Origin of the sequence: Pseudomonas sp. LS44, assembly GCF_024730785.1 — a bacterium.
Lineage (GTDB): Bacteria > Pseudomonadota > Gammaproteobacteria > Pseudomonadales > Pseudomonadaceae > Aquipseudomonas.
The window spans coordinates 174,642-192,589 of the sequence record NZ_CP102830.1 but is presented as its reverse complement, the minus strand read 5'-3'; the positions used below and the strand labels follow the sequence as shown (position 1 = coordinate 192,589).

Genomic DNA, 17,948 nt, shown 5'->3' with positions numbered 1-17,948 from the left:
GGCACCGCTGTACGGCGCTCCGGCGTATTGAAAAGGTGGATGCGTCAGGCGCGGCGCCTGGCTTGCTGCTCGATCTGGTTCTGCAGGCGGAACAGATAGGCGAAGCCCTGCTCCCAGCGTTGATGGCCGGACTTCACATTGATATGCCCGGCGCCGCTGAGAATCGCGGTTTCCGCGCCCCATTGGCGCGCTAGTTCGAGCACGCGCGCGGCGCTGGCGGCGGAGTCGTTGTCGGAGCCGACCAGCTGGCTGGGGAACGGCAACAGATCCTGCGGAATCGGCGCGAAATTGTGCAGCGCCGGCGGGCAGTCAGGTCGTTCGACATCGGCCGGGGCGACCAGCAGCGCCCCGCGTATCAGGCGCAGCAAGGCCAGCGGCGCCTGCGCCGCCCAATGCGCGACGGTGACGCAACCGAGGCTATGCGCGATGAGGATCACCGGCGTCGGCTCACTAGCAATGGTCCGCTGCAGCGCGGCGATCCAGTCACCGCGCAACGGGTTCTGCCAGTCGCGCTGCTCGACCCACACGGCATTCGGCAGGCTGCGCAGCCAATGGCTTTGCCAGTGCTCGGCGGGCGAACCCTGCCAACCCGGCAAAATCACATAACGAATGGCTTGGCTACGCATGGCGGCCTCCTTGATGGACTGGATTGGCGGCAGTCTAGGTCGAAGGCTTATAGCTGTTAAGTAATAAGAAATTATTTACTTATTACTTAAATCGCAAAAATCTCGCTGCCTTTCGAAAATTCCGGCGCAGCCGATTGGCGTGTGAAGGGGGCGATTCCGGTAGCTGGTCAAGCCATGAGCGAAACCACACTGGCGACTTAAACGCAGCCGTCTGCTCAATCAGGCCGAAATTGTGATTTTGGTTATATAAAAATTCTTAAATAGTATTTTTATGAATATTGCTGAGGCTTCTACTATCTCTCCACGCCATCGAGCCAGGTCTCACGACGACTTAATTCCAAGGAGCAGATAGATGAGTGCATCACTACGCAGCATCGAAGGCCAGGACGAAGCCAGCATCCTGCGCGAGATCCAGAATGCCCTGCATGGCCTGCGGTTCGGCTCGGTGGAAATCACCGTGCATAACGGCCAAGTGGTGCAGATCGAGCGCAAAGAGAAGTTTCGCCTGCAAGCGCCAAACGGCAAGCAATCCTGAGTACAGGCCGACCGGAACTCCGGAGGACAGCGCATGAAAACCCATGCCAACACCGCTCGAGCACACCCCAGCAGCGCGGTAGAAAAAATAAGCCAAAACACCGAGCACACTCGAATTCTTAGGAGCTACACCATGTCCATCCGCCGTTTCGCTCTGGCTACTCTGGCCACCGCACTTGCCGCTACCCTGATTGCCGGCCCGGCCATCGCCGCCACGGAAATCCTCAACGTTTCCTATGACCCGACTCGCGAGCTCTATCAGGAGTACAACGCCGAGTTCAACAAGTACTGGCAGGCCCAGGGTCATGAGGCCGTGAAGGTCCAGCAATCCCACGGCGGCTCCGGCAAGCAGGCTCGCGCAGTGATCGACGGCCTGAAAGCCGACGTGGTGACTCTGGCCCTGGCCGGCGACATCGATGAGCTGAACAAGCTCGGCAAGCTGATCCCGGACAACTGGCAAGAGCGTCTGCCGGAGGCCAGCACGCCGTACACCTCGACCATCGTGTTCCTGGTGCGAAAGGGCAACCCGAAAGGCATCAAGGACTGGGGTGACCTGACCAAAGAAGGCGTGGAAGTCATCACCCCGAACCCGAAAACCTCTGGCGGCGCACGCTGGAACTTCCTCGCCGCCTGGGCCTATGGTGTGCAGAAATTCGGTAGCGAAGAGAAAGCTCAGGAATACGTGAAGGCGCTGTATCAGCATGTGCCGGTCCTCGACACCGGGGCGCGTGGTTCGACCATCACCTTCGTCAACAACAACATCGGCGACGTGCTGCTGGCCTGGGAAAACGAAGCCTTCCTGGCCCTCAAAGAGCAAGGCGGCGAGAACTTCGAGATCGTCGCCCCGAGCCTGTCGATTCTGGCCGAGCCACCGGTGGCGGTGGTCGACAAGAACGTCGACAAGAAAGGCACCCGCGCCGTCGCCGAAGCCTATCTGAAGCACCTGTACAGCCCGGAAGGTCAGCGCATCGCGGCGAAGAACTTCTACCGCCCACGGGACAAGTCGGTGGCTGCGGAATTCAGCAAGCAGTTCCCCGACCTGAAACTGGTCACCATCGACAAAGATTTCGGTGGCTGGAAAGTCGCCCAACCGAAGTTCTTCAACGACGGCGGAGTGTTCGACAAGATCTACCAGGCGCAGTGAGCTCGCAGAGCGAACGTAGGATGGCTGGAGGCACGTCGCACCGATACCCATCCTACGAATGAACCACTAGGGGTTAGAATCGCCGCCCCGAGCAAAACGAGAGAGGGAAGCCCGCGGCTTCCCTTTGTCGCGAGCGGAACCAGGCGAATCTGGACAAGCGGCCAGCCGTTTCTCCGAGCGTTCCAACGCAGATATAAGGACAGACCATGTCACGCCGTATTTCCCCCGTCATACCCGGCTTCGGGCTGACGCTGGGCTACACCCTGGTGTACCTCAGCCTGCTGGTGCTGATTCCCCTGGGTGCGATGTTTCTCAAGACCACGCAACTGAGTTGGGAGCAATTCTGGGCGATCATCAGCGCACCGCGCGTGCTCGCCGCGCTCAAGCTGAGCTTCGGCACCGCGTTCGTCGCCGCAGTGATCAACGGCTTGATCGGCACGCTGCTGGCCTGGGTGCTGGTGCGCTACGACTTCTTCGGCCGCAAGGTCATCGACGCGATGATCGACCTGCCGTTCGCCCTGCCCACCGCCGTTGCCGGCATCGCCCTCACCGCGCTGTATGCGCCGGCCGGGCTGGTCGGCCAGTTCGCCAGCGAGCTCGGTTTCAAGATTGCCTACAGCCCGCTGGGCATCACCCTGGCGCTGACCTTCGTGACCTTGCCGTTCGTGGTGCGCACCGTGCAACCGGTGCTCGCCGACATCCCCCGCGAAGTCGAAGAAGCCGCCGCCTGCCTGGGCGCCAAGCCGATGCAGGTGTTCCGCCATATCCTCGTGCCCGCGCTGTTACCGGCCTGGCTGACCGGCTTCGCGCTGGCCTTCGCACGTGGCGTCGGCGAGTACGGCTCGGTGATTTTCATCGCCGGCAACATGCCGATGAAGACCGAGATCCTGCCGCTGCTGATCATGGTCAAGCTCGACCAGTATGACTACACCGGCGCCACCGCCATCGGCGTCTTGATGCTGGTGGTCTCCTTCATTCTGCTGCTGCTGATCAACCTGCTGCAGCGCCGCATTCAGACACCTTGAGGAGGCTGCCATGTCTACTACGACCATAACCGCCTCCGCCACCGCCAATGCCGCGCGACGGGGCAATGCCTGGGGCCGCCGACTGTTGATCATCAGCGCCTGGCTGGCCTTTGCGCTGTTCCTGCTGCTGCCGCTGTACATCGTCTTGAGCGAGGCGTTGAAGCAGGGCCTGGGCACCTTCGCCAGCGCGATTTTCGAGCCGGATGCGATTTCGGCGCTGAAACTGACGCTGATCGCCGTGGCCATCTCGGTGCCGCTCAATCTGGTCTTCGGCGTCTCCGCGGCCTGGTGCGTAAGCAAGTTCGAGTTCCCCGGCAAGAGCCTGCTGGTGACCCTGATCGACCTGCCGTTCTCGGTCTCGCCGGTGATTGCCGGCCTGATCTACGTGCTGCTGTTCGGCGCCCAGGGTTACTTCGGCGCATGGCTGAGCGATCGCGACATCCAGATCGTCTTCGCCGTGCCTGGCATCGTCCTGGCCACCCTGTTCGTCACCGTACCCTTCGTCGCCCGCGAGTTGATCCCGCTGATGCAGGAGCAGGGCACCCAGGAAGAAGAGGCCGCGCGTCTGCTCGGCGCCAACGGCTGGCAGATGTTCTGGCACGTGACCCTGCCGAACATCAAATGGGGGCTGATCTACGGCGTGGTGCTGTGCACCGCGCGGGCGATGGGCGAGTTCGGCGCGGTGTCGGTGGTCTCCGGGCACATCCGCGGCGTCACCAATACCCTGCCGCTGCATGTCGAAATTCTCTACAACGAATACAACCATGTCGCCGCGTTCAGCGTCGCCAGCCTGCTGCTGATCCTCGCGTTGATCATCCTGCTGCTCAAGCAGTGGAGCGAAGCGCGTATGTCCCGCCTCAAGTCCAAAGCTGACGAGGAATAATTCATGTCGATCGAAATCCGTAACGTCAGCAAGAACTTCAACGCGTTCAAGGCGCTCAACGACATCAATCTGGATATCCAGAGCGGCGAGCTGGTGGCCCTGCTCGGCCCGTCCGGCTGCGGCAAGACCACCCTGCTGCGAATCATCGCCGGCCTGGAAACCCCGGACGCCGGCAACATCGTGTTCCATGGCGAAGACGTGTCGCAGCACGATGTGCGTGACCGGAATGTCGGTTTCGTGTTCCAGCACTATGCGCTGTTCCGTCACATGACGGTGTTCGACAACGTCGCCTTCGGCCTGCGCATGAAGCACAAGAGCGAGCGCCCGAGTGAGGCGGAAATCGCCGACAAGGTCCATGAGCTGCTCAACATGGTGCAGCTCGATTGGCTCTCCGACCGCTACCCGGAACAACTCTCCGGCGGCCAGCGCCAGCGTATCGCCCTGGCCCGCGCGCTGGCGGTGAAGCCGAAGATCCTGTTGCTCGACGAACCCTTCGGCGCCCTCGACGCCAAGGTGCGCAAGGAACTGCGTCGCTGGCTGGCGCGCCTGCACGAGGAGATCAACCTGACCTCGGTATTCGTTACCCACGACCAGGAAGAGGCCATGGAAGTCGCCGACCGCATCGTGGTGATGAACAAGGGGGTGATCGAGCAGATCGGCGCGCCAGGCGAGGTTTACGAAAATCCGCAGAGCGATTTCGTCTACCACTTCCTCGGCGACTCCAACCGTCTGTTCATCGGCGAGGATCACCACGTGCTGTTCCGCCCGCACGAGGTGTCGCTGTCGCGCTCGCAGCTGGAAGACCATTGCCAGGCCGAGGTGCGCGACATCCGCCCACTCGGCGCGACCACGCGGGTGACGCTCAAGGTTGCTGGTCAGGACGAGTTGATCGAAGCCGAAGTGGTCAAAGATCACGACAGCCTGATCGGCCTGGTGCGCGGCGAAACCTTGTACTTCAAACCCAAGGCGCGCCAGCCGGTCGCGCACGGCTAAATAGCCAGAGCCGGGCGCCCTGCCCGGCCCTGGCTCGCGCTGGCCCAGCAGCGTCTTATTCGCGAGGCGCTCGCCGTGGCCCCAGCCGGGAAGTTCTGCGCCAGCCGCCGCGACCATCCCGGTCCAATTCGCCGCCTGCTCGGCGCATTTCGCCACATCACCAGCGAGGCTACTGAAAGAATCACTCTTTGGGGTAATATCGGTGAATCTGTGTCGCACTACTCTGTGGCCGGATAGTCCGCGGGGATACCCGGACTGCTCACAAAAATAATAAGGGGCACACGGTATGCGCAATCCAGCAGTGCTACGCCATCTCCTCGCCTGGAGTGTGGCGTTTCTCGCAAGTCTCTCTACCCTCGTCCTGGCCGCCCAGCAGCCAATCAATCCCATCGAGCAGATGCAGGTCAACGCTTGCCGGGCCACCAGCAGCCTGCTGCTGTACCGCGGCGAAGGCTACCAAGGCATTCATCTCGAGCGCATGAACAACGATCTCGCCACGCTGGACCAGTCGATGCAAAGCGCCACAGGGGTCAGCGATGAAATGCGTGCGACGCATCAGGCCCTGGTCGCCGAGTTGCGCCGCGGCGCCGCGTTCGGCCACAACGACGAAGATATGGCCTGGAGCTATCCGCGCGATCTGAGCAAAGGCCTGCGCGACTTCCTGCTCGCTACCAACAAGCAATCGTCCAACTCGGAGATCGAGCAGATTCCCGTGCAGGTCGAGTACCTCGCGGTGCAGTATTTGTACCGTTCCTATCTCGGCAGCTTCGAGGTTGCCAAGGAGAATACCGACCAGTACCTCGGCCAGGACGAGCGCAAGCTGGTACCGGTCATTGATGGCGAGCTCGGGCAACTGCAGGAAACCAGCACGCCAGGACTGGCGAAGATCAAGGTGCGCTGGAACTACCTGAAAGTTGCGTTCAGCGACCTCAACAGCGGCGTTACCAACATGGAAAGCATCTCCGGTCGGCCCTTCGCCCCGACCATGGTCGATCGCCACGCCCGCTCGCTGTCCAATCAGTTGATGGCGCAAAACTGAGATTACGCGGGAATCGCTCCCGTTTTTTGGGCAACGGCGCATGTCGTGCGCCGTTGCCGCCGCCATCCTTTCGGGTAATGCTCCCCCTGAGCCGGCGATGCCAAGCTTGCGCGCTTAGCGTCTCCATTATGGAGCCATGGGGGAATACATGATTCGTTCCGCAATCTTTGCACTGCTTATCGGTTTGTTCGGCTGGACGCTTCCAGCGCTCGCCGCCACTCCGCTGGAAACCGCACAGATTCAGGCCTGCCGCGCCGTCAGCAGCTTTCTGATCTTCCGTTATGAAGGCTTTCAGGCCGAGCATGCGCAGCGCCTGAACGACGACCTCGCCGCGCTGACTGCCAGCTTCCAGAACGCCGCGCTGAGCGACGACGCCCTGCGTCAACAACACCAGAAGCTCGACCAGCTTCTGCGCGCAGGCCAAGCCTTCGGCCATGGCGAAGACGATATGCCCTGGACGTTCACCAACGATCTGGCCGCGGCCTTGCGTGAGTTCCTCACCGCCGCCCATACCCTGGATAACAAGCCTTCAGCAGATATCGCCCTGACCAGCGAATACCTCTCGGTGCAGTATTTGTATCGCGCCTATGCGGGGTTGTTCGAAAAGGCTCGCGAGCAAGACCAGATTTATCTCGGCCAGGATGAAGTCGCTTTGGTGCCGGCGATCGACGCCCAGCTGGAGCGTCTTGATCACACCCAGGCCCTCACGCTGAAACCACGCTGGCGTTTTCTGCGTTCGGCATTCACCGACATGAACTCTATTTCTGGCGGTCCCTTGACGCTCTCGCAGCGCCCTTTTGCACCACTGATCGTCGATCGCAACGCGCGCCTGTTCAGCAACCAGGCCCTGCAACTGCAACTCTGAATGACCTGCTAACCCGTGGCCTTCCTGCCCCGTATGCAGGTCGGCCCGGCGCGCTGCTCTACGGCCTTGCGCACTTCATCGCGCAGGCCGAGCAGAAAGGCCAGCTCGGCGACCACGAACAACGGCCCGATTACCAATCCCATCACATCGTCGACAAACGCCGGTTTGCGCCCTTCGTAGTAATGGCCAATGAACTGAATCAGCCAGCCGAGCACGAACAAGCCAATCCCCGCCACCAGCCAGACCGACGTGCTCTGCACCGCCAAGTCCGCGCCGAGCCATAGGCTCAACGCCAACAACGCGGCCATCAGCAGACCAAAGCGCAGATCCAGGCGCAGATAGAACTGCGCTGCCGCCAGCGCCACCAGGGTCGCCGGTGACAGCCACAGGCCGAACAGCTCCAGTCCCGGCCGCGACAACAACACCGCGACCGCCAGCACGATCATCGGTATACCGATAAAGTGGCTAAAGATATTGCGCCGGTCACGGTGATATTCCGCGTATTGGCCAAGGTGCTCGTTGAGGGTTTTCATTAGGTTGACTCACATCCAGGCAGATGCGCCGATAATGGCCTCTCGCCGCCAGCCGGCTCTGTCAGTTAGCCGACAAACCTCTGGATAAACCATGCCCGAGATCCACGCCTACCGCACGTTGCTGCTCAGTGGTCACTGGTTCAGCCAGCTGCCGAGCACTTTGCAGAATGCCCTGCTGCACGCCGCCAGCCTGCGCCGCCTGGATGCCGGCCAGCGGCTGTTCAGTCGCGGCGACAAACCCTGCGGTCTGTATGTGGTGGTCGAGGGCACGATGCGTATCGGCGCGGTCAGCGAGGTCGGCAAGGAAGCGCTGTTGATGCTGATCGAGCCGCCGTACTGGTTTGGCGAGATTTCCTTGTTCGACGGCCAGCCGCGCACCCACGACGCCTATGCCGACGGCCCCTGCGTATTGCTGAATGTGCCGCAGGCCGCGCTGCTCGAGCTGCTCGAACGGCAGCCGCAGCACTGGCGCGATTTCGCTCTGCTGCTCAGCCAGAAATTGCGCCTGGCGTTCATTGCCCTGGAAGAGATGAGTTTGCTGCCGGCAGCGCCGCGCCTGGCCCGGAGGTTGGTGATGATTGCCGAAGGCTACGGTGGGGTCAGTGGCGAGCGCCGGGTGATCCACCTGGCCCAGGAGCAACTGGCGTTGATGCTGGCGATTTCGCGGCAGACCACCAACCAGATCCTCAAAGACCTACAGGCCCAGGGCATCGTGCGCCTGACCTATGCCGAGATCGAAATCCTCGATCTGGAGCGCCTGCGCCAGGTTGGCAAACAAGCGGCCCCATAACGCTCACGTAGGCGCGGCCCTGGCGCGCAAAGCGTCGCTGGCGGGGCCAGCTTCTACGTGGCGCTGCTACGTAGCCCGGATGCAATCCGGGAAAATCTGCACCCGCAATCTTGCGAACCCATTGGATCGGCCTACAGACCCGACGACTCGCTGGCGCGCAGCTGCTCGGCGATGTCGCCCAGCTGGCGGCTCTGGCTATCGCTGGCGCCGGCCACTGCCTGCAACTGCTCGAAGTCATCCAGCAATTCGCCGAGCCGCTCCGAGTGCACGGTGCTGTCGCTTCCGATGTCCGCCAGCTGTTGTTCCAGTTCCGTCGCCAACGTGACGGCGCTGTGCAAATGCCCGGCGCTGTCGACCAGCTGGACGCTGGCCTGCTCCAGCTCATCGGCCTGGCTCTGGATATGCGTCACCACCGCCGCGCTCTGCTGGCGAATGTCGCCGACGATCTGCCCGACTTCACCGGTGGCCGCCGCGGTGCGCCCGGCCAGATTGCGCACTTCATCGGCGACCACCGCGAAGCCGCGGCCTTGTTCACCGGCGCGCGCCGCTTCGATGGCCGCGTTCAAGGCGAGCAGATTGGTCTGGCTGGCGATGGATTGAATGACCTGGGTGACCTGTTCGATTTGCGCACTGCGCGCGTTCAGACCATCGAGCAGCTCGCGACTGACGCGGGTGTGTTCGGTCAGTGCCTGCATGCGCGCGATCAGCGGATCCAGTTGCTGCTGACCGACCGCGCTGACCTGACGGGCACTCTGCGCCGCGGCCAGCGCCTGCGCGAGGCGGGCCTCGCCCTCCTGCTCACCGCGTAGCATCGCCTCGGCCTGAGCGCTGGCGCGCTGCAACGCCGCCCGCTGCGCGGCCATTCCAGCCGCCAAATGCTCAGCGCCGACGACCAACTGGGCGACCTGCTCGGCGCGCTGCCGATTGCGCAGCAGCTGCGCCGTATCGACTACGACTGGCTCCGGCTGCTCCGCCATCGGCAGTTCCTCGGCCACCTTCCACGGTCCCAGCCACGGCCACAACGCCAGCAGCAGATAGGCCGGAATGCTCCAGCTCAGCGGCAATTGCCAGTGCATGTACACCGCCATCAAAAGACCCAGGCCGAGCGCGTGCAACAGCGCGGCATAGGGATGGCGGGCATAGGCAGGACGCATCGAAAAATGCCTCGGCAACAAGGGTGGTGGTGATTAGATCGGCCGCAAGTCTATCGACTTGAAAGCTTTTGCCCAGTCCAGCCGGAAAGCACGCCCGAGCAAAGCGAAACCCACAGACAAAAAAAGACCCGCCGAAGCGGGTCTCCTGGTCTACCTGGAAACGTCAGGCCAGTTCGTCGAAGCACTCGGCGACGATGGCGATGCCCTGTTCCAGCTGCGCATCCGGGATGGTGACCGGCATGAGGAAACGGATGACGTTGTAGTAGGTGCCGCAGGACAGCAGGATCAGGCCCTTGTCGCGTGCGCGGGCGACGATCTTGCCGACCAGATCAGCGTTCGGCTTGCTCTCGTCACCACCTTCAAACAGCTCGATGGCAACCATCGAACCCAGGCCGCGCACGTCGCCGATCACCTTGTGCTTGGCGGCGATGACACTGAGGCCAGCCTTGAGCTTCTCGCCGAGCGCCTGCGAGCGCTCGAGCAGCTTCTCTTCGTCGAACACCTTGAGCACCGCCAGCGCCGCGGCGCAGGCGATCGGGCTGCCGGCGTAGGTGCCGCCGAGGCCGCCGGGGGCGATCACGTCCATGATCTCGGCCTTGCCGCACACCCCGGAGATCGGGAAGCCGCCGCCGACCGATTTGGCGAAGGTGGTCAGGTCCGGAACGATGCCCAGCTGCTCGGAGGCGAAGAAGGTGCCAGTGCGCCCGGCGCCGGTCTGCACTTCGTCGGCGATCAGCATGATGCCGTGCGCATCGCACAGCGCGCGCAGGCGCTGCAGGAAGGCCTTGGAGTTGACGTAGAAACCACCCTCGCCCTGCACCGGCTCGATGATGATCGCGGCGATGTCGCTCGGCTGCGCGTCGTTCTTGAAAATCCGCTCGATGCTGGCGATCGACTCGTCCTCGCTGACCCCGTGCAGTTCACACGGCGCCAGGGCACGGAAGATGCCGCCGGGCATCAGGCCCATGCCGGCCGAGTACGGCACCACCTTGCCGGTCAGACCGAGAGTCATCATGGTGCGGCCGTGGTAGGCGCCGGTGAAGGCGATCACCCCGGCGCGGCCGGTGGCGGCACGGGCGATCTTCACCGCGTTCTCCACCGCTTCGGAGCCGGAGGTGACCAGTAGGGTCTTCTTGGCGAAATCGCCCGGCACGCGCTTGGCGATCTCTTCGCACAACTCGATGTACGGCTCGTAGGCCAGCACCTGGAAGCAGGTATGGGTCAGCTTGCCCAGCTGCTCCTGCACCGCGGCGATCACCTTCGGGTGCAGGTGGCCGGTGTTGAGCACCGCGATGCCGCCGGCGAAGTCGATGTACTCGCGGCCCTCGACGTCCCAGACGGTGGCGTTCTCGGCGCGCTCGGCGACGATCGGGTGGATCTGGCTGACACCGCGCGGAACAGCGGCGGCGCGGCGTTGCAGCAGGGATTCGTTCTTGCTCATGGTTTCCTCATTGGCCGCTCATCGTGCGGCTCGGTCCAAGGAGAGTGCCCTCGTCGGTTGCCTGGCAGCATACGATGATCGACTGCCAGGGCCTGCGCGGGTGCGGTGAAACGTTTTTCGTAGGAGTCAGCTTGCTGGCGATCCGGCCGGTAGCGGCAAAAGCATCGCCAGCAAGCTGGCTCCTACACGGACTGTGCGGGCCTCAGATGCTCAGGCACAGGTATTTGATTTCGAGGTAATCCTCGATGCCGTACTTGGAACCTTCGCGGCCCAGGCCCGAAGCCTTGACGCCGCCGAACGGTGCCACTTCGGTGGAAATCAGCCCGGTGTTGATGCCGACCATGCCGTACTCCAGCGCCTCGGCCACGCGGAACACGCGGGACAGGTCACGGGCGTAGAAATACGAGGCCAGGCCGAATTCGGTGTCGTTGGCCATGGCGATCACTTCGGCTTCATCTTTGAAGCGGAACAGCGGCGCCAGCGGACCGAAGGTTTCTTCCTTGGCCACCGCCGCATTGCCCGGCACGTCGATCAGGATAGTCGGTTCGAAGAAGCTGCCGCCGAGGGCGTGCGGCTTGCCGCCGAACGCCACCTTGGCGCCTTTACCCACCGCGTCGGCGATGTGCTCTTCGACCTTCTTCACCGCCTTGTCATCAATCAGCGGGCCGGTGGTGGTGCCGTCGTCCAGACCGTTGCCGATCTTCAGCTTGGCCACTGCGACCTTGAGCTTCTCGACGAACGCATCGTAGACACCGTCCTGCACGTACAGGCGGTTGGCGCACACGCAGGTCTGGCCATTGTTGCGGTACTTGGAGATCAGCGCGCCATCGACCGCGGCATCTAGGTCGGCGTCGTCGAAGACGATGAATGGCGCGTTGCCGCCCAGTTCCAGCGAGACTTTCTTGATGTCCTTGGCGCACTCGGCCATCAGCTGGCGACCGATCTCGGTCGAGCCGGTGAAGGTCAGCTTGCGCACGATCGGATTGCTGGTCAGCTCGGTGCCGATATCGCCAGCGCTGCCGGTAACCACGCTGAACACGCCCTTCGGAATCCCGGCGCGCTCGGCCAACTCGGCCAGCGCCAGCGCGGAGTACGGCGTCTGCGAGGCCGGCTTGAGCACCATGGTGCAGCCGGCGGCCAGCGCCGGACCGGCCTTGCGGGTGATCATCGCCGCCGGGAAGTTCCACGGGGTGATCGCCGCGGTCACACCGATCGGCTGCTTGATGACGATGATGCGCTTGTCCGGCTGATGGCCGGGAATGGTATCGCCGTAGACGCGTTTGCCTTCCTCGGCGAACCACTCGATGAACGAGGCGGCGTAGGCGATCTCGCCCTTGGCCTCGGCCAGCGGCTTGCCTTGCTCGAGGGTCATTAGGCGGCCGAGGTCATCCTGGTTGGCGATCATCAGCTCGAACCACTTGCGCAGCTTGTTGGCGCGCTCCTTGGCGGTCAGCGCACGCCAGGCCGGCAGCGCCTTATCGGCGGCCTCGATGGCACGGCGGGTTTCGGCGGCGCCCATCTTCGGCACGCTGCCGAGGATTTCGCCAGTGGCCGGGTTGTTGACCTTGATGGTCTGGCCGCTGTCGGCGTCCTGCCAGGTGCCGTCGATGTAGGCTTGCTGACGGAACAGCGTGGCGTCTTTCAAGTGCATGGCAGTCTCCTGAAACCCGACATCCCTGAAGCGGGCAAAGAATAAAAACACCGACGCGCGGCAGACTGCCGAACATCGAGGATTGGCTGGCGAACGACGGCCACCGAGCGTGTAACAGCAGAGTGGCGAACGGCCCTCGAGTTCCTTGCCGACAAGGCGCTCGCTGGCGTTTGAAATCTCAAACGAATCCTAGGGGCGCAGCGGGAAAAGGGCAATAGTGTGTGCAGAAAAACTAACGGAATATAGAGCCGCGAGTGGCTTTACTGTGCAAAGCGCTAAATGCCACGCCCCACTGTTCGAGATCACGAACAAGCCAACCTCCATCCACCCAGCATGGACGCCTGCCGGCGAGATGCGTATGATTGCGCCGCGCTGCACCAGTAGCTCAGCTGGATAGAGTACTGCCCTCCGAAGGCAGGGGTCGTGGGTTCGAATCCCGCCTGGTGCGCCATATAAAACAAGGGCTTAGGTGAAAACCTAGGCCCTTTTGTTTTTCATGTGTCCATTCTGTGCCTAAACCGTGCCGCACTATTACGTACGGGCATTTCGCTCAGTATCCCTTTGAGTACTAGCCATGCTGGCTGGAAGGCTGAGAAGAACTGCTTATCTCAGCGAATGGCTCATCCCAACATGCCTCCCATGCTCTGCTGCAATGACGACTTGAGCACTGCATCGCTGGCCACCAGCCGGTATAGCTCCAGATCCTGGCGTCGACGTATCAACATCACCTCTTCGAAGATCTTCTCGAAGGCCAAAGAGCGGTGGTCTTCGTCCTGACTCTTTTGATACTTGGGCTCGAAGTCCGGGTGCTCTTTAATGCCCTGCAGAATGCTCAGGAACTTCACGCGCTTTTCCTCGGTGGTTACAACACCCCAGCCTTGGAACCAACGCTCGCTGAAGCTCTGAATGATTTGATCCAGAGGGTCTTTCTCCTGCTCGTTGCCGTGCACGCCACGAGGATTGGGGTTGGCCGGGTCCAACTCGGTCTCTAGAGAACCCAGGTCTATTCACAACTGCGCGCACTGGCCGCGCAGTCGACCAATCCGCACTCCTCGCGCCTTGCCCCGCACAAAATCAGGTCCGTCGCAGCCGGAGCGAATCGGCAACAGACCCTAGGCGGCGTGGGACCGTGGCTGCATGGCGATTGGCAGAGTTGCCACGGCCGCCAGGGCCGCACAGAGCAGCAGGGCAGTGGTATAGCTGCCGTTGGCGTCGACCAGGTAGCCGACAGCTGCCGGACCGAGCGCCGCACCGAGCCCGCCGATCAGGTTGCCGATGCCGAGCAGGCTGCCGAAGTTGCGCTGTCCCACGGACTCCGCCAGGAACAGCGGCGCGAGCTGGTTGACCAGGTTGAAAGTGGCGCCCCAGCTCAGGACAAACAGCGCGACCGCCGCCAGGCCAAATGCCGGATGCTGTGCGGCCAGCAGGCAGAGGATGCCGGCGGTGCCGATGGCGTTGCCGAGCAGCAGGATGGTCCTTGCGCTCCAGCGCTGGCTCGCGGCCCCGAACAGGAAATTGCCCAGCAGCGACGCGACGCCCACTCCGGCATACCAGCTGGCGGCGGCCTGCGCCGAGTAGCCGGCTGATACCAGATAGGAAACCAGCGCGATGAAGATACCGAGGCCGCTCATGGTCAGCAGCAGCTGCATGGCGACCCACACCCAGTAGCGGGGCATGCGCAGGGCCTGGCCGATAGCGTGACCACTGAGCGGGGTCGTCACGCCATGGCCCGCGGTGGCCGGGACCGCCGGCAAGCGCGCCAGCCACAGCAGCAAGGGCACGCAAACCAGCAGGATCAGGCCGGCGATGGCTTGCATGACGCTGCGCCAGCCGAGCAGGCCGATAAGGTGGGTGAGCAGGTTGGGAAAGATTATGCCGCCCATCGAGGCGCCGGCGAGCAGGATGCCAAAGGCCAGGCCGCGCCGGCTCGGCGCTATCCAGTGCGAGGCCAGGGTAATGGCCGGAACATAGGTCGAGGCGCCGACGCCGAGGCCTGCCAGCGCCAGGGCCAGGGTCAGCCGGCCGATGTCCGGGCTGCTGGCGGCGAGCAGGTAGCCCAGCACCGTGAGGGCGCTGCCTGCGGCCATCACCGGGCGCGGCGCAATGCGGTCGAGCAGCCAGCCCGCCAGGGGCATGGCCAGGGTCATGCAGAGCATGAAGGCGGCGGCGAGGAGTGCGGCCTGTTCGTTGGTGCACTGCAGATCCGTGGTAATCGGCAGGGTGAACAGGCCGAGGGCGCTGATGGTGGTGCCGAAGGTGACGCACAGCACCACGGCCAGGCCAAGGACCAGGGTCCACCCCTGGCGCTGGTCGGGCTGGGCCGGAACCGCTGCATGAGGGCCGGCGCGGTCCTCGAACGTTGCGCTGTCCAGCGCTGCTGCCGTCTGTTGCATACGCGCCATGCTGAGTCTCTCTGAAGGTGACGGGGTGGGATGTCTGGTCCGGAGTCTAACCAGAGGCCGCTCGCCCCCAGCAGTGCCATTTGGCACTGGAGCGCTGATTTGCCTCCCCAATAGGATCGAAACCGCTGTGGCAGGTGGTGGCGGAGATATCCCGTTCAGCCTCGAGCAGTTCGATGCGAGGGCTTGGCAGTGAATTCGAGGAGGCAGCGGTGAGTGGGCGAGAGGATCGGAGTGCAGTGGCGGGACAGGTTCCCGTCTTCCCGGTAGCGGATGCGTACGAGTCGGGGCTGGTGCCCATTCGCTTCAGCGGTTGGCCACTGCCACGGGAAATCCCGGCCTACCCGGCACTGGATGAGGACATCGAGGCGGATGTGGTGGTCGTCGGCGCCGGGCTGGCCGGGTCTTCGCTGGCCTTGCGTCTGGCCGAAAGCGGTGTGCGGGTGGTGGTGCTGGAGGCCGATCAGCCGGCCAGTGGCGCCTCTGGCCGCAACGCCGGGCATGTGCAGCCTTACCTGGGTTCGCTCGATCCTCTGCGCGCCCATGCCGATGGCGGGCGGCGTTTTACCGAGTACTTCATCGAGAACCGCGACGTGGTCTTCGATCTGTCGCGCAAACATGGCCTGGAGGCCGATGCGGTCAAGTCCGGCATGGTCGCCGCGGCTTTCCAGAGGCACGCCGCGCTCGACGACAAGGTGAAGAAGTGGAAGGCCTTCGGTTACGACGTGGACCTGGTCGGTGCGGAGCGCCTCAAGGAGCTGCTCGGCACCAGCACCTACAGCTACGGCGTCCACTGGCGCGAAGGCGGGCGAGTCAATCCCTTTCTCTTTACCAACGGCATGATCGCCACCGCCGTCCGCCTGGGCGCCAAGGTGCACGGCAACTCCTGCGTCGTGGGTTGCGAACGGAGCGGGTCGTCCTGGCGCGTGCGCACGGCCATCGGCAGCGTGCGTGCGCAGCGGGTGGTGATGTGTACCAACGGGCACGCCGGCAATGCCTTCTTCCCGGAGCTGAACCGCACCCAGTACCCGCTGGTGTCCTGCGGTATGGCGACGCGGCCGCTGCCGCAGGCGGTGCTGGATATCGTCAACCCGGCCCGGGTCGCCATCACGCAGCATCCGGGTGGGCTGTATCCGCTGGTCATCGACGGTCGCAATCGACTCATCACGGCGACCATTCCGGGGGTCGGCCGCGCGCAGCGGGCAACGGATTATTTCGCCTACTTGCTGCGTTACCTGCGCCGCACCTTCCCGCAACTGCGCGACCTGCCCATCGAGCTGGAGTCCTACTGGACGGGCATGACCGCCAATTCGTCCGCGGTCTACGAGGACTCCTACCCGAAGTTGTACCAGCTCGCCGATGGCGTGCTGGCCCTGAACAATTTCGGCTCCTGGGGCAATCTCATGGGACCGATGATGGGCATCAATCTGGCTGATGCGCTGGTCCGCGACCGCCCGGACGACTGCCTGCTCCCGCTGGAAACCCCCAAGGCCGTGCAATGCCCCAGCCTGTACGAAACCAAGATCCGCCGCGTACTGATTCCCCTGGCGAGGCTGGCTGACAAGTTCAATCGCATCTGATGCCCGAGCGGGCGTGGCCCGCAGGCTAAACGCTTTGTAGAAGAACAACCGGATAAAGGAAGAAAGAATGAGAGTCTTGCTATTGGGATGCGGCAACGTAGGCGCCAACGTGGCGCGGCAGCTGGTACCGCGCCACCCCGAGCTGGAATGCGTGGTCGCCGACCTCGATCAGGACAACGCCGAGAAGCTCGCTGCCGAACTGGGGCCGCGGGTTCGCGGCGTGCGCGTCGACGTGCACGACGCCGCCCGCCTGGACGAGTTGCTCGACGGCGTCGATCTGGTGTTCAACGCCGTAGGACCGTTCTACCGCAGCGCCGTTCCGGTCATCGAGGCTGCGCTGCGGGCGCGGGTCGACTACATCGACATCAACGACGATCACGATGTGGCGGAGAAGCTGTTCCTCGATCCGTCCTGGAATCAGCGTGCGCTGGAAGCGGGGATCAAGCTGGTCATCGGTTGCGGCTCGACGCCGGGGCTGACCAACGTCATGGCCAAACTGCTCGCCGATCGCCTCGACAAGGTGCGTGAAATCCATCTAGCCACCGCCGTGCCCTTCATGCCGGAGGCCCTGTCGCCGGCGGTCGTCGACCACATGGTGCATATCACCGCTGGCGAGGTGCTGCAGTTCATCGACGGCGAGTACCGCCAGATGCCGGGCTGGGGCGGTCGGCTCGAAGTGCCCTATAGCGCGCCGTTCAAGGCCTATCCGTCGTTCTTCATCGGCCATGGCGAAACGGTCACCCTGCCGCACTTCATCAAGGGTCTGGATCAGGTGACCAATCGGATCGCCTTCTTCCCCGAAGCCGGCTCGCAAGTGTGGCGCTCCCTGCTCGACCTGGGGCTGGGCAGTTCCGAGGTGATCGAGGGCCTTGGCATCTCGCCGCTCAAGTTCCTGACCCATCACCTGGCCAGCGAAGCCGGTCGCAAGAGCCTGACCGTGGACATCTCGGATGAGCCTTGGGCCGTCGCCACCCGCGTGGAGGTGGTGGGTGAGCGCAACGGCGCCGAAATCCGCAACGTGCTCGAGTACCACATCAATCTGCCGCGCACGCGGAGCGAGAACAGCACCGCCGACCCGACGCCGACCTGTGCGCGACTGGTCATCGAGGCATACCTGGCCGGCCAGGTATCCGGCCAGGGCCTGCTGGCCCCCGAGGTCTGCCTGGATGCCGAAGCCTACGTGCACGCCTTCGCCTGCGAGAGCGGCGCCACCTTCATCAGCACCGAAAACCAGGTCAAGCGCCACCTGCACGCCTGATGGTGGCGCCGCCCAGCAGCGTGCCGGGGTGAT

General features: G+C 63.4%; 17 protein-coding genes and 1 tRNA gene. 11 read left to right on the top strand and 7 right to left on the bottom strand.

Annotated features, from left to right (window positions below; all coding sequences use genetic code 11):
* Positions 1 to 44: 44 nt before the first annotated feature.
* The gene (locus NVV93_RS00905; protein WP_258252589.1) at positions 45 to 626 is read right to left on the bottom strand and encodes an alpha/beta hydrolase; all 582 of its coding nucleotides are present in this window, start codon (positions 624 to 626) and stop codon (positions 45 to 47) included.
* Positions 627 to 978: 352 nt separating this feature from the next.
* On the opposite strand from NVV93_RS00905, the gene oscA reads away from it, so the two are divergent.
* From oscA to NVV93_RS00870, 7 genes are all read left to right on the top strand, one after another.
* A complete protein-coding gene (gene oscA, locus NVV93_RS00900; RefSeq protein WP_258252588.1) occupies positions 979 to 1,161 on the top strand; it encodes a sulfur starvation response protein OscA in 183 nt (60 codons plus the stop codon).
* 132 nt (positions 1,162 to 1,293) lie between these two features.
* Positions 1,294 to 2,304 (top strand): sulfate ABC transporter substrate-binding protein, encoded by a 1,011-nt coding sequence (locus NVV93_RS00895; RefSeq protein ID WP_258252587.1) that lies wholly within the window; start codon positions 1,294 to 1,296, stop codon positions 2,302 to 2,304.
* A gap of 206 nt (positions 2,305 to 2,510) precedes the next feature.
* Entirely contained in the window at positions 2,511 to 3,329 is an 819-nt protein-coding gene (gene cysT / locus NVV93_RS00890) for a sulfate ABC transporter permease subunit CysT (protein WP_258252586.1), read from the top strand.
* A 10-nt stretch (positions 3,330 to 3,339) separates the two neighbouring features.
* Positions 3,340 to 4,212, top strand: a complete 873-nt coding sequence (gene cysW, locus NVV93_RS00885; protein WP_258252585.1) for a sulfate ABC transporter permease subunit CysW — start codon at positions 3,340 to 3,342, stop codon at positions 4,210 to 4,212.
* 3 nt (positions 4,213 to 4,215) lie between these two features.
* A complete protein-coding gene (locus NVV93_RS00880; RefSeq protein WP_258252584.1) occupies positions 4,216 to 5,205 on the top strand; it encodes a sulfate/molybdate ABC transporter ATP-binding protein in 990 nt (329 codons plus the stop codon).
* Positions 5,206 to 5,491: 286 nt separating this feature from the next.
* Entirely contained in the window at positions 5,492 to 6,244 is a 753-nt protein-coding gene (locus NVV93_RS00875; RefSeq protein ID WP_258252583.1) for a hypothetical protein, read from the top strand.
* Between the two features lie 148 nt (positions 6,245 to 6,392).
* Positions 6,393 to 7,109, top strand: a complete 717-nt coding sequence (locus tag NVV93_RS00870; protein ID WP_258252582.1) for a hypothetical protein — start codon at positions 6,393 to 6,395, stop codon at positions 7,107 to 7,109.
* A gap of 8 nt (positions 7,110 to 7,117) precedes the next feature.
* Here the strand turns inward: NVV93_RS00870 and NVV93_RS00865 are convergent, their stop codons facing one another.
* On the bottom strand, positions 7,118 to 7,642 hold the full coding sequence (locus tag NVV93_RS00865) for a DUF962 domain-containing protein (RefSeq protein WP_258252581.1): 525 nt from the start codon (positions 7,640 to 7,642) through the stop codon (positions 7,118 to 7,120).
* A 91-nt stretch (positions 7,643 to 7,733) separates the two neighbouring features.
* Here NVV93_RS00865 and NVV93_RS00860 point away from each other — a divergent pair, with 91 nt between their 5' ends.
* Positions 7,734 to 8,432 carry a Crp/Fnr family transcriptional regulator gene (locus tag NVV93_RS00860; RefSeq protein ID WP_258252580.1) on the top strand — a complete coding sequence of 233 codons (699 nt, stop codon included), beginning with the start codon at positions 7,734 to 7,736 and terminating at the stop codon, positions 8,430 to 8,432.
* A 131-nt stretch (positions 8,433 to 8,563) separates the two neighbouring features.
* Here the strand turns inward: NVV93_RS00860 and NVV93_RS00855 are convergent, their stop codons facing one another.
* The 3 genes from NVV93_RS00855 to gabD form a co-directional block, all read right to left on the bottom strand.
* Complete coding sequence (locus tag NVV93_RS00855; protein WP_258254435.1) at positions 8,564 to 9,244, bottom strand: methyl-accepting chemotaxis protein; 681 nt, start codon at positions 9,242 to 9,244, stop codon at positions 8,564 to 8,566.
* Between the two features lie 505 nt (positions 9,245 to 9,749).
* On the bottom strand, positions 9,750 to 11,027 hold the full coding sequence (gene gabT / locus NVV93_RS00850; RefSeq protein ID WP_258252579.1) for a 4-aminobutyrate--2-oxoglutarate transaminase: 1,278 nt from the start codon (positions 11,025 to 11,027) through the stop codon (positions 9,750 to 9,752).
* Positions 11,028 to 11,229: 202 nt separating this feature from the next.
* The gene (gene gabD, locus NVV93_RS00845) at positions 11,230 to 12,678 is read right to left on the bottom strand and encodes an NADP-dependent succinate-semialdehyde dehydrogenase (protein WP_258252578.1); all 1,449 of its coding nucleotides are present in this window, start codon (positions 12,676 to 12,678) and stop codon (positions 11,230 to 11,232) included.
* A gap of 374 nt (positions 12,679 to 13,052) precedes the next feature.
* Here gabD and NVV93_RS00840 point away from each other — a divergent pair.
* Positions 13,053 to 13,129, top strand: a tRNA-Arg gene (locus tag NVV93_RS00840).
* 169 nt (positions 13,130 to 13,298) lie between these two features.
* Here NVV93_RS00840 and NVV93_RS00835 read toward each other — a convergent pair.
* Together NVV93_RS00835 and NVV93_RS00830 are read right to left on the bottom strand one after the other, a co-directional pair.
* Entirely contained in the window at positions 13,299 to 13,658 is a 360-nt protein-coding gene (locus tag NVV93_RS00835) for a hypothetical protein (protein WP_258252577.1), read from the bottom strand.
* A 132-nt stretch (positions 13,659 to 13,790) separates the two neighbouring features.
* The gene (locus NVV93_RS00830) at positions 13,791 to 15,080 is read right to left on the bottom strand and encodes an MFS transporter (RefSeq protein ID WP_258252576.1); all 1,290 of its coding nucleotides are present in this window, start codon (positions 15,078 to 15,080) and stop codon (positions 13,791 to 13,793) included.
* Positions 15,081 to 15,370: 290 nt separating this feature from the next.
* Here NVV93_RS00830 and NVV93_RS00825 point away from each other — a divergent pair, with 290 nt between their 5' ends.
* The gene (locus NVV93_RS00825) at positions 15,371 to 16,657 is read left to right on the top strand and encodes an FAD-binding oxidoreductase (protein WP_258252575.1); all 1,287 of its coding nucleotides are present in this window, start codon (positions 15,371 to 15,373) and stop codon (positions 16,655 to 16,657) included.
* Between the two features lie 67 nt (positions 16,658 to 16,724).
* A complete protein-coding gene (locus NVV93_RS00820) occupies positions 16,725 to 17,915 on the top strand; it encodes a saccharopine dehydrogenase NADP-binding domain-containing protein (protein WP_258252574.1) in 1,191 nt (396 codons plus the stop codon).
* The last annotated feature ends 33 nt before the right edge of the window (positions 17,916 to 17,948 follow it).

Bases quoted from the DNA above. Each gene is read 5' to 3' on its own strand.
- NVV93_RS00905 (WP_258252589.1), bottom strand. From the start codon at position 626: ATGCGTAGCCAAGCCATTCGTTATGTGATTTTGCCGGGTTGGCAGGGT.
- oscA (WP_258252588.1), top strand. From the start codon at position 979: ATGAGTGCATCACTACGCAGCATCGAAGGCCAGGACGAAGCCAGCATC.
- NVV93_RS00895 (WP_258252587.1), top strand. From the start codon at position 1,294: ATGTCCATCCGCCGTTTCGCTCTGGCTACTCTGGCCACCGCACTTGCC.
- cysT (WP_258252586.1), top strand. From the start codon at position 2,511: ATGTCACGCCGTATTTCCCCCGTCATACCCGGCTTCGGGCTGACGCTG.
- cysW (WP_258252585.1), top strand. From the start codon at position 3,340: ATGTCTACTACGACCATAACCGCCTCCGCCACCGCCAATGCCGCGCGA.
- NVV93_RS00880 (WP_258252584.1), top strand. From the start codon at position 4,216: ATGTCGATCGAAATCCGTAACGTCAGCAAGAACTTCAACGCGTTCAAG.
- NVV93_RS00875 (WP_258252583.1), top strand. From the start codon at position 5,492: ATGCGCAATCCAGCAGTGCTACGCCATCTCCTCGCCTGGAGTGTGGCG.
- NVV93_RS00870 (WP_258252582.1), top strand. From the start codon at position 6,393: ATGATTCGTTCCGCAATCTTTGCACTGCTTATCGGTTTGTTCGGCTGG.
- NVV93_RS00865 (WP_258252581.1), bottom strand. From the start codon at position 7,642: ATGAAAACCCTCAACGAGCACCTTGGCCAATACGCGGAATATCACCGT.
- NVV93_RS00860 (WP_258252580.1), top strand. From the start codon at position 7,734: ATGCCCGAGATCCACGCCTACCGCACGTTGCTGCTCAGTGGTCACTGG.
- NVV93_RS00855 (WP_258254435.1), bottom strand. From the start codon at position 9,244: ATGCTACGCGGTGAGCAGGAGGGCGAGGCCCGCCTCGCGCAGGCGCTG.
- gabT (WP_258252579.1), bottom strand. From the start codon at position 11,027: ATGAGCAAGAACGAATCCCTGCTGCAACGCCGCGCCGCCGCTGTTCCG.
- gabD (WP_258252578.1), bottom strand. From the start codon at position 12,678: ATGCACTTGAAAGACGCCACGCTGTTCCGTCAGCAAGCCTACATCGAC.
- NVV93_RS00830 (WP_258252576.1), bottom strand. From the start codon at position 15,080: ATGGCGCGTATGCAACAGACGGCAGCAGCGCTGGACAGCGCAACGTTC.
- NVV93_RS00820 (WP_258252574.1), top strand. From the start codon at position 16,725: ATGAGAGTCTTGCTATTGGGATGCGGCAACGTAGGCGCCAACGTGGCG.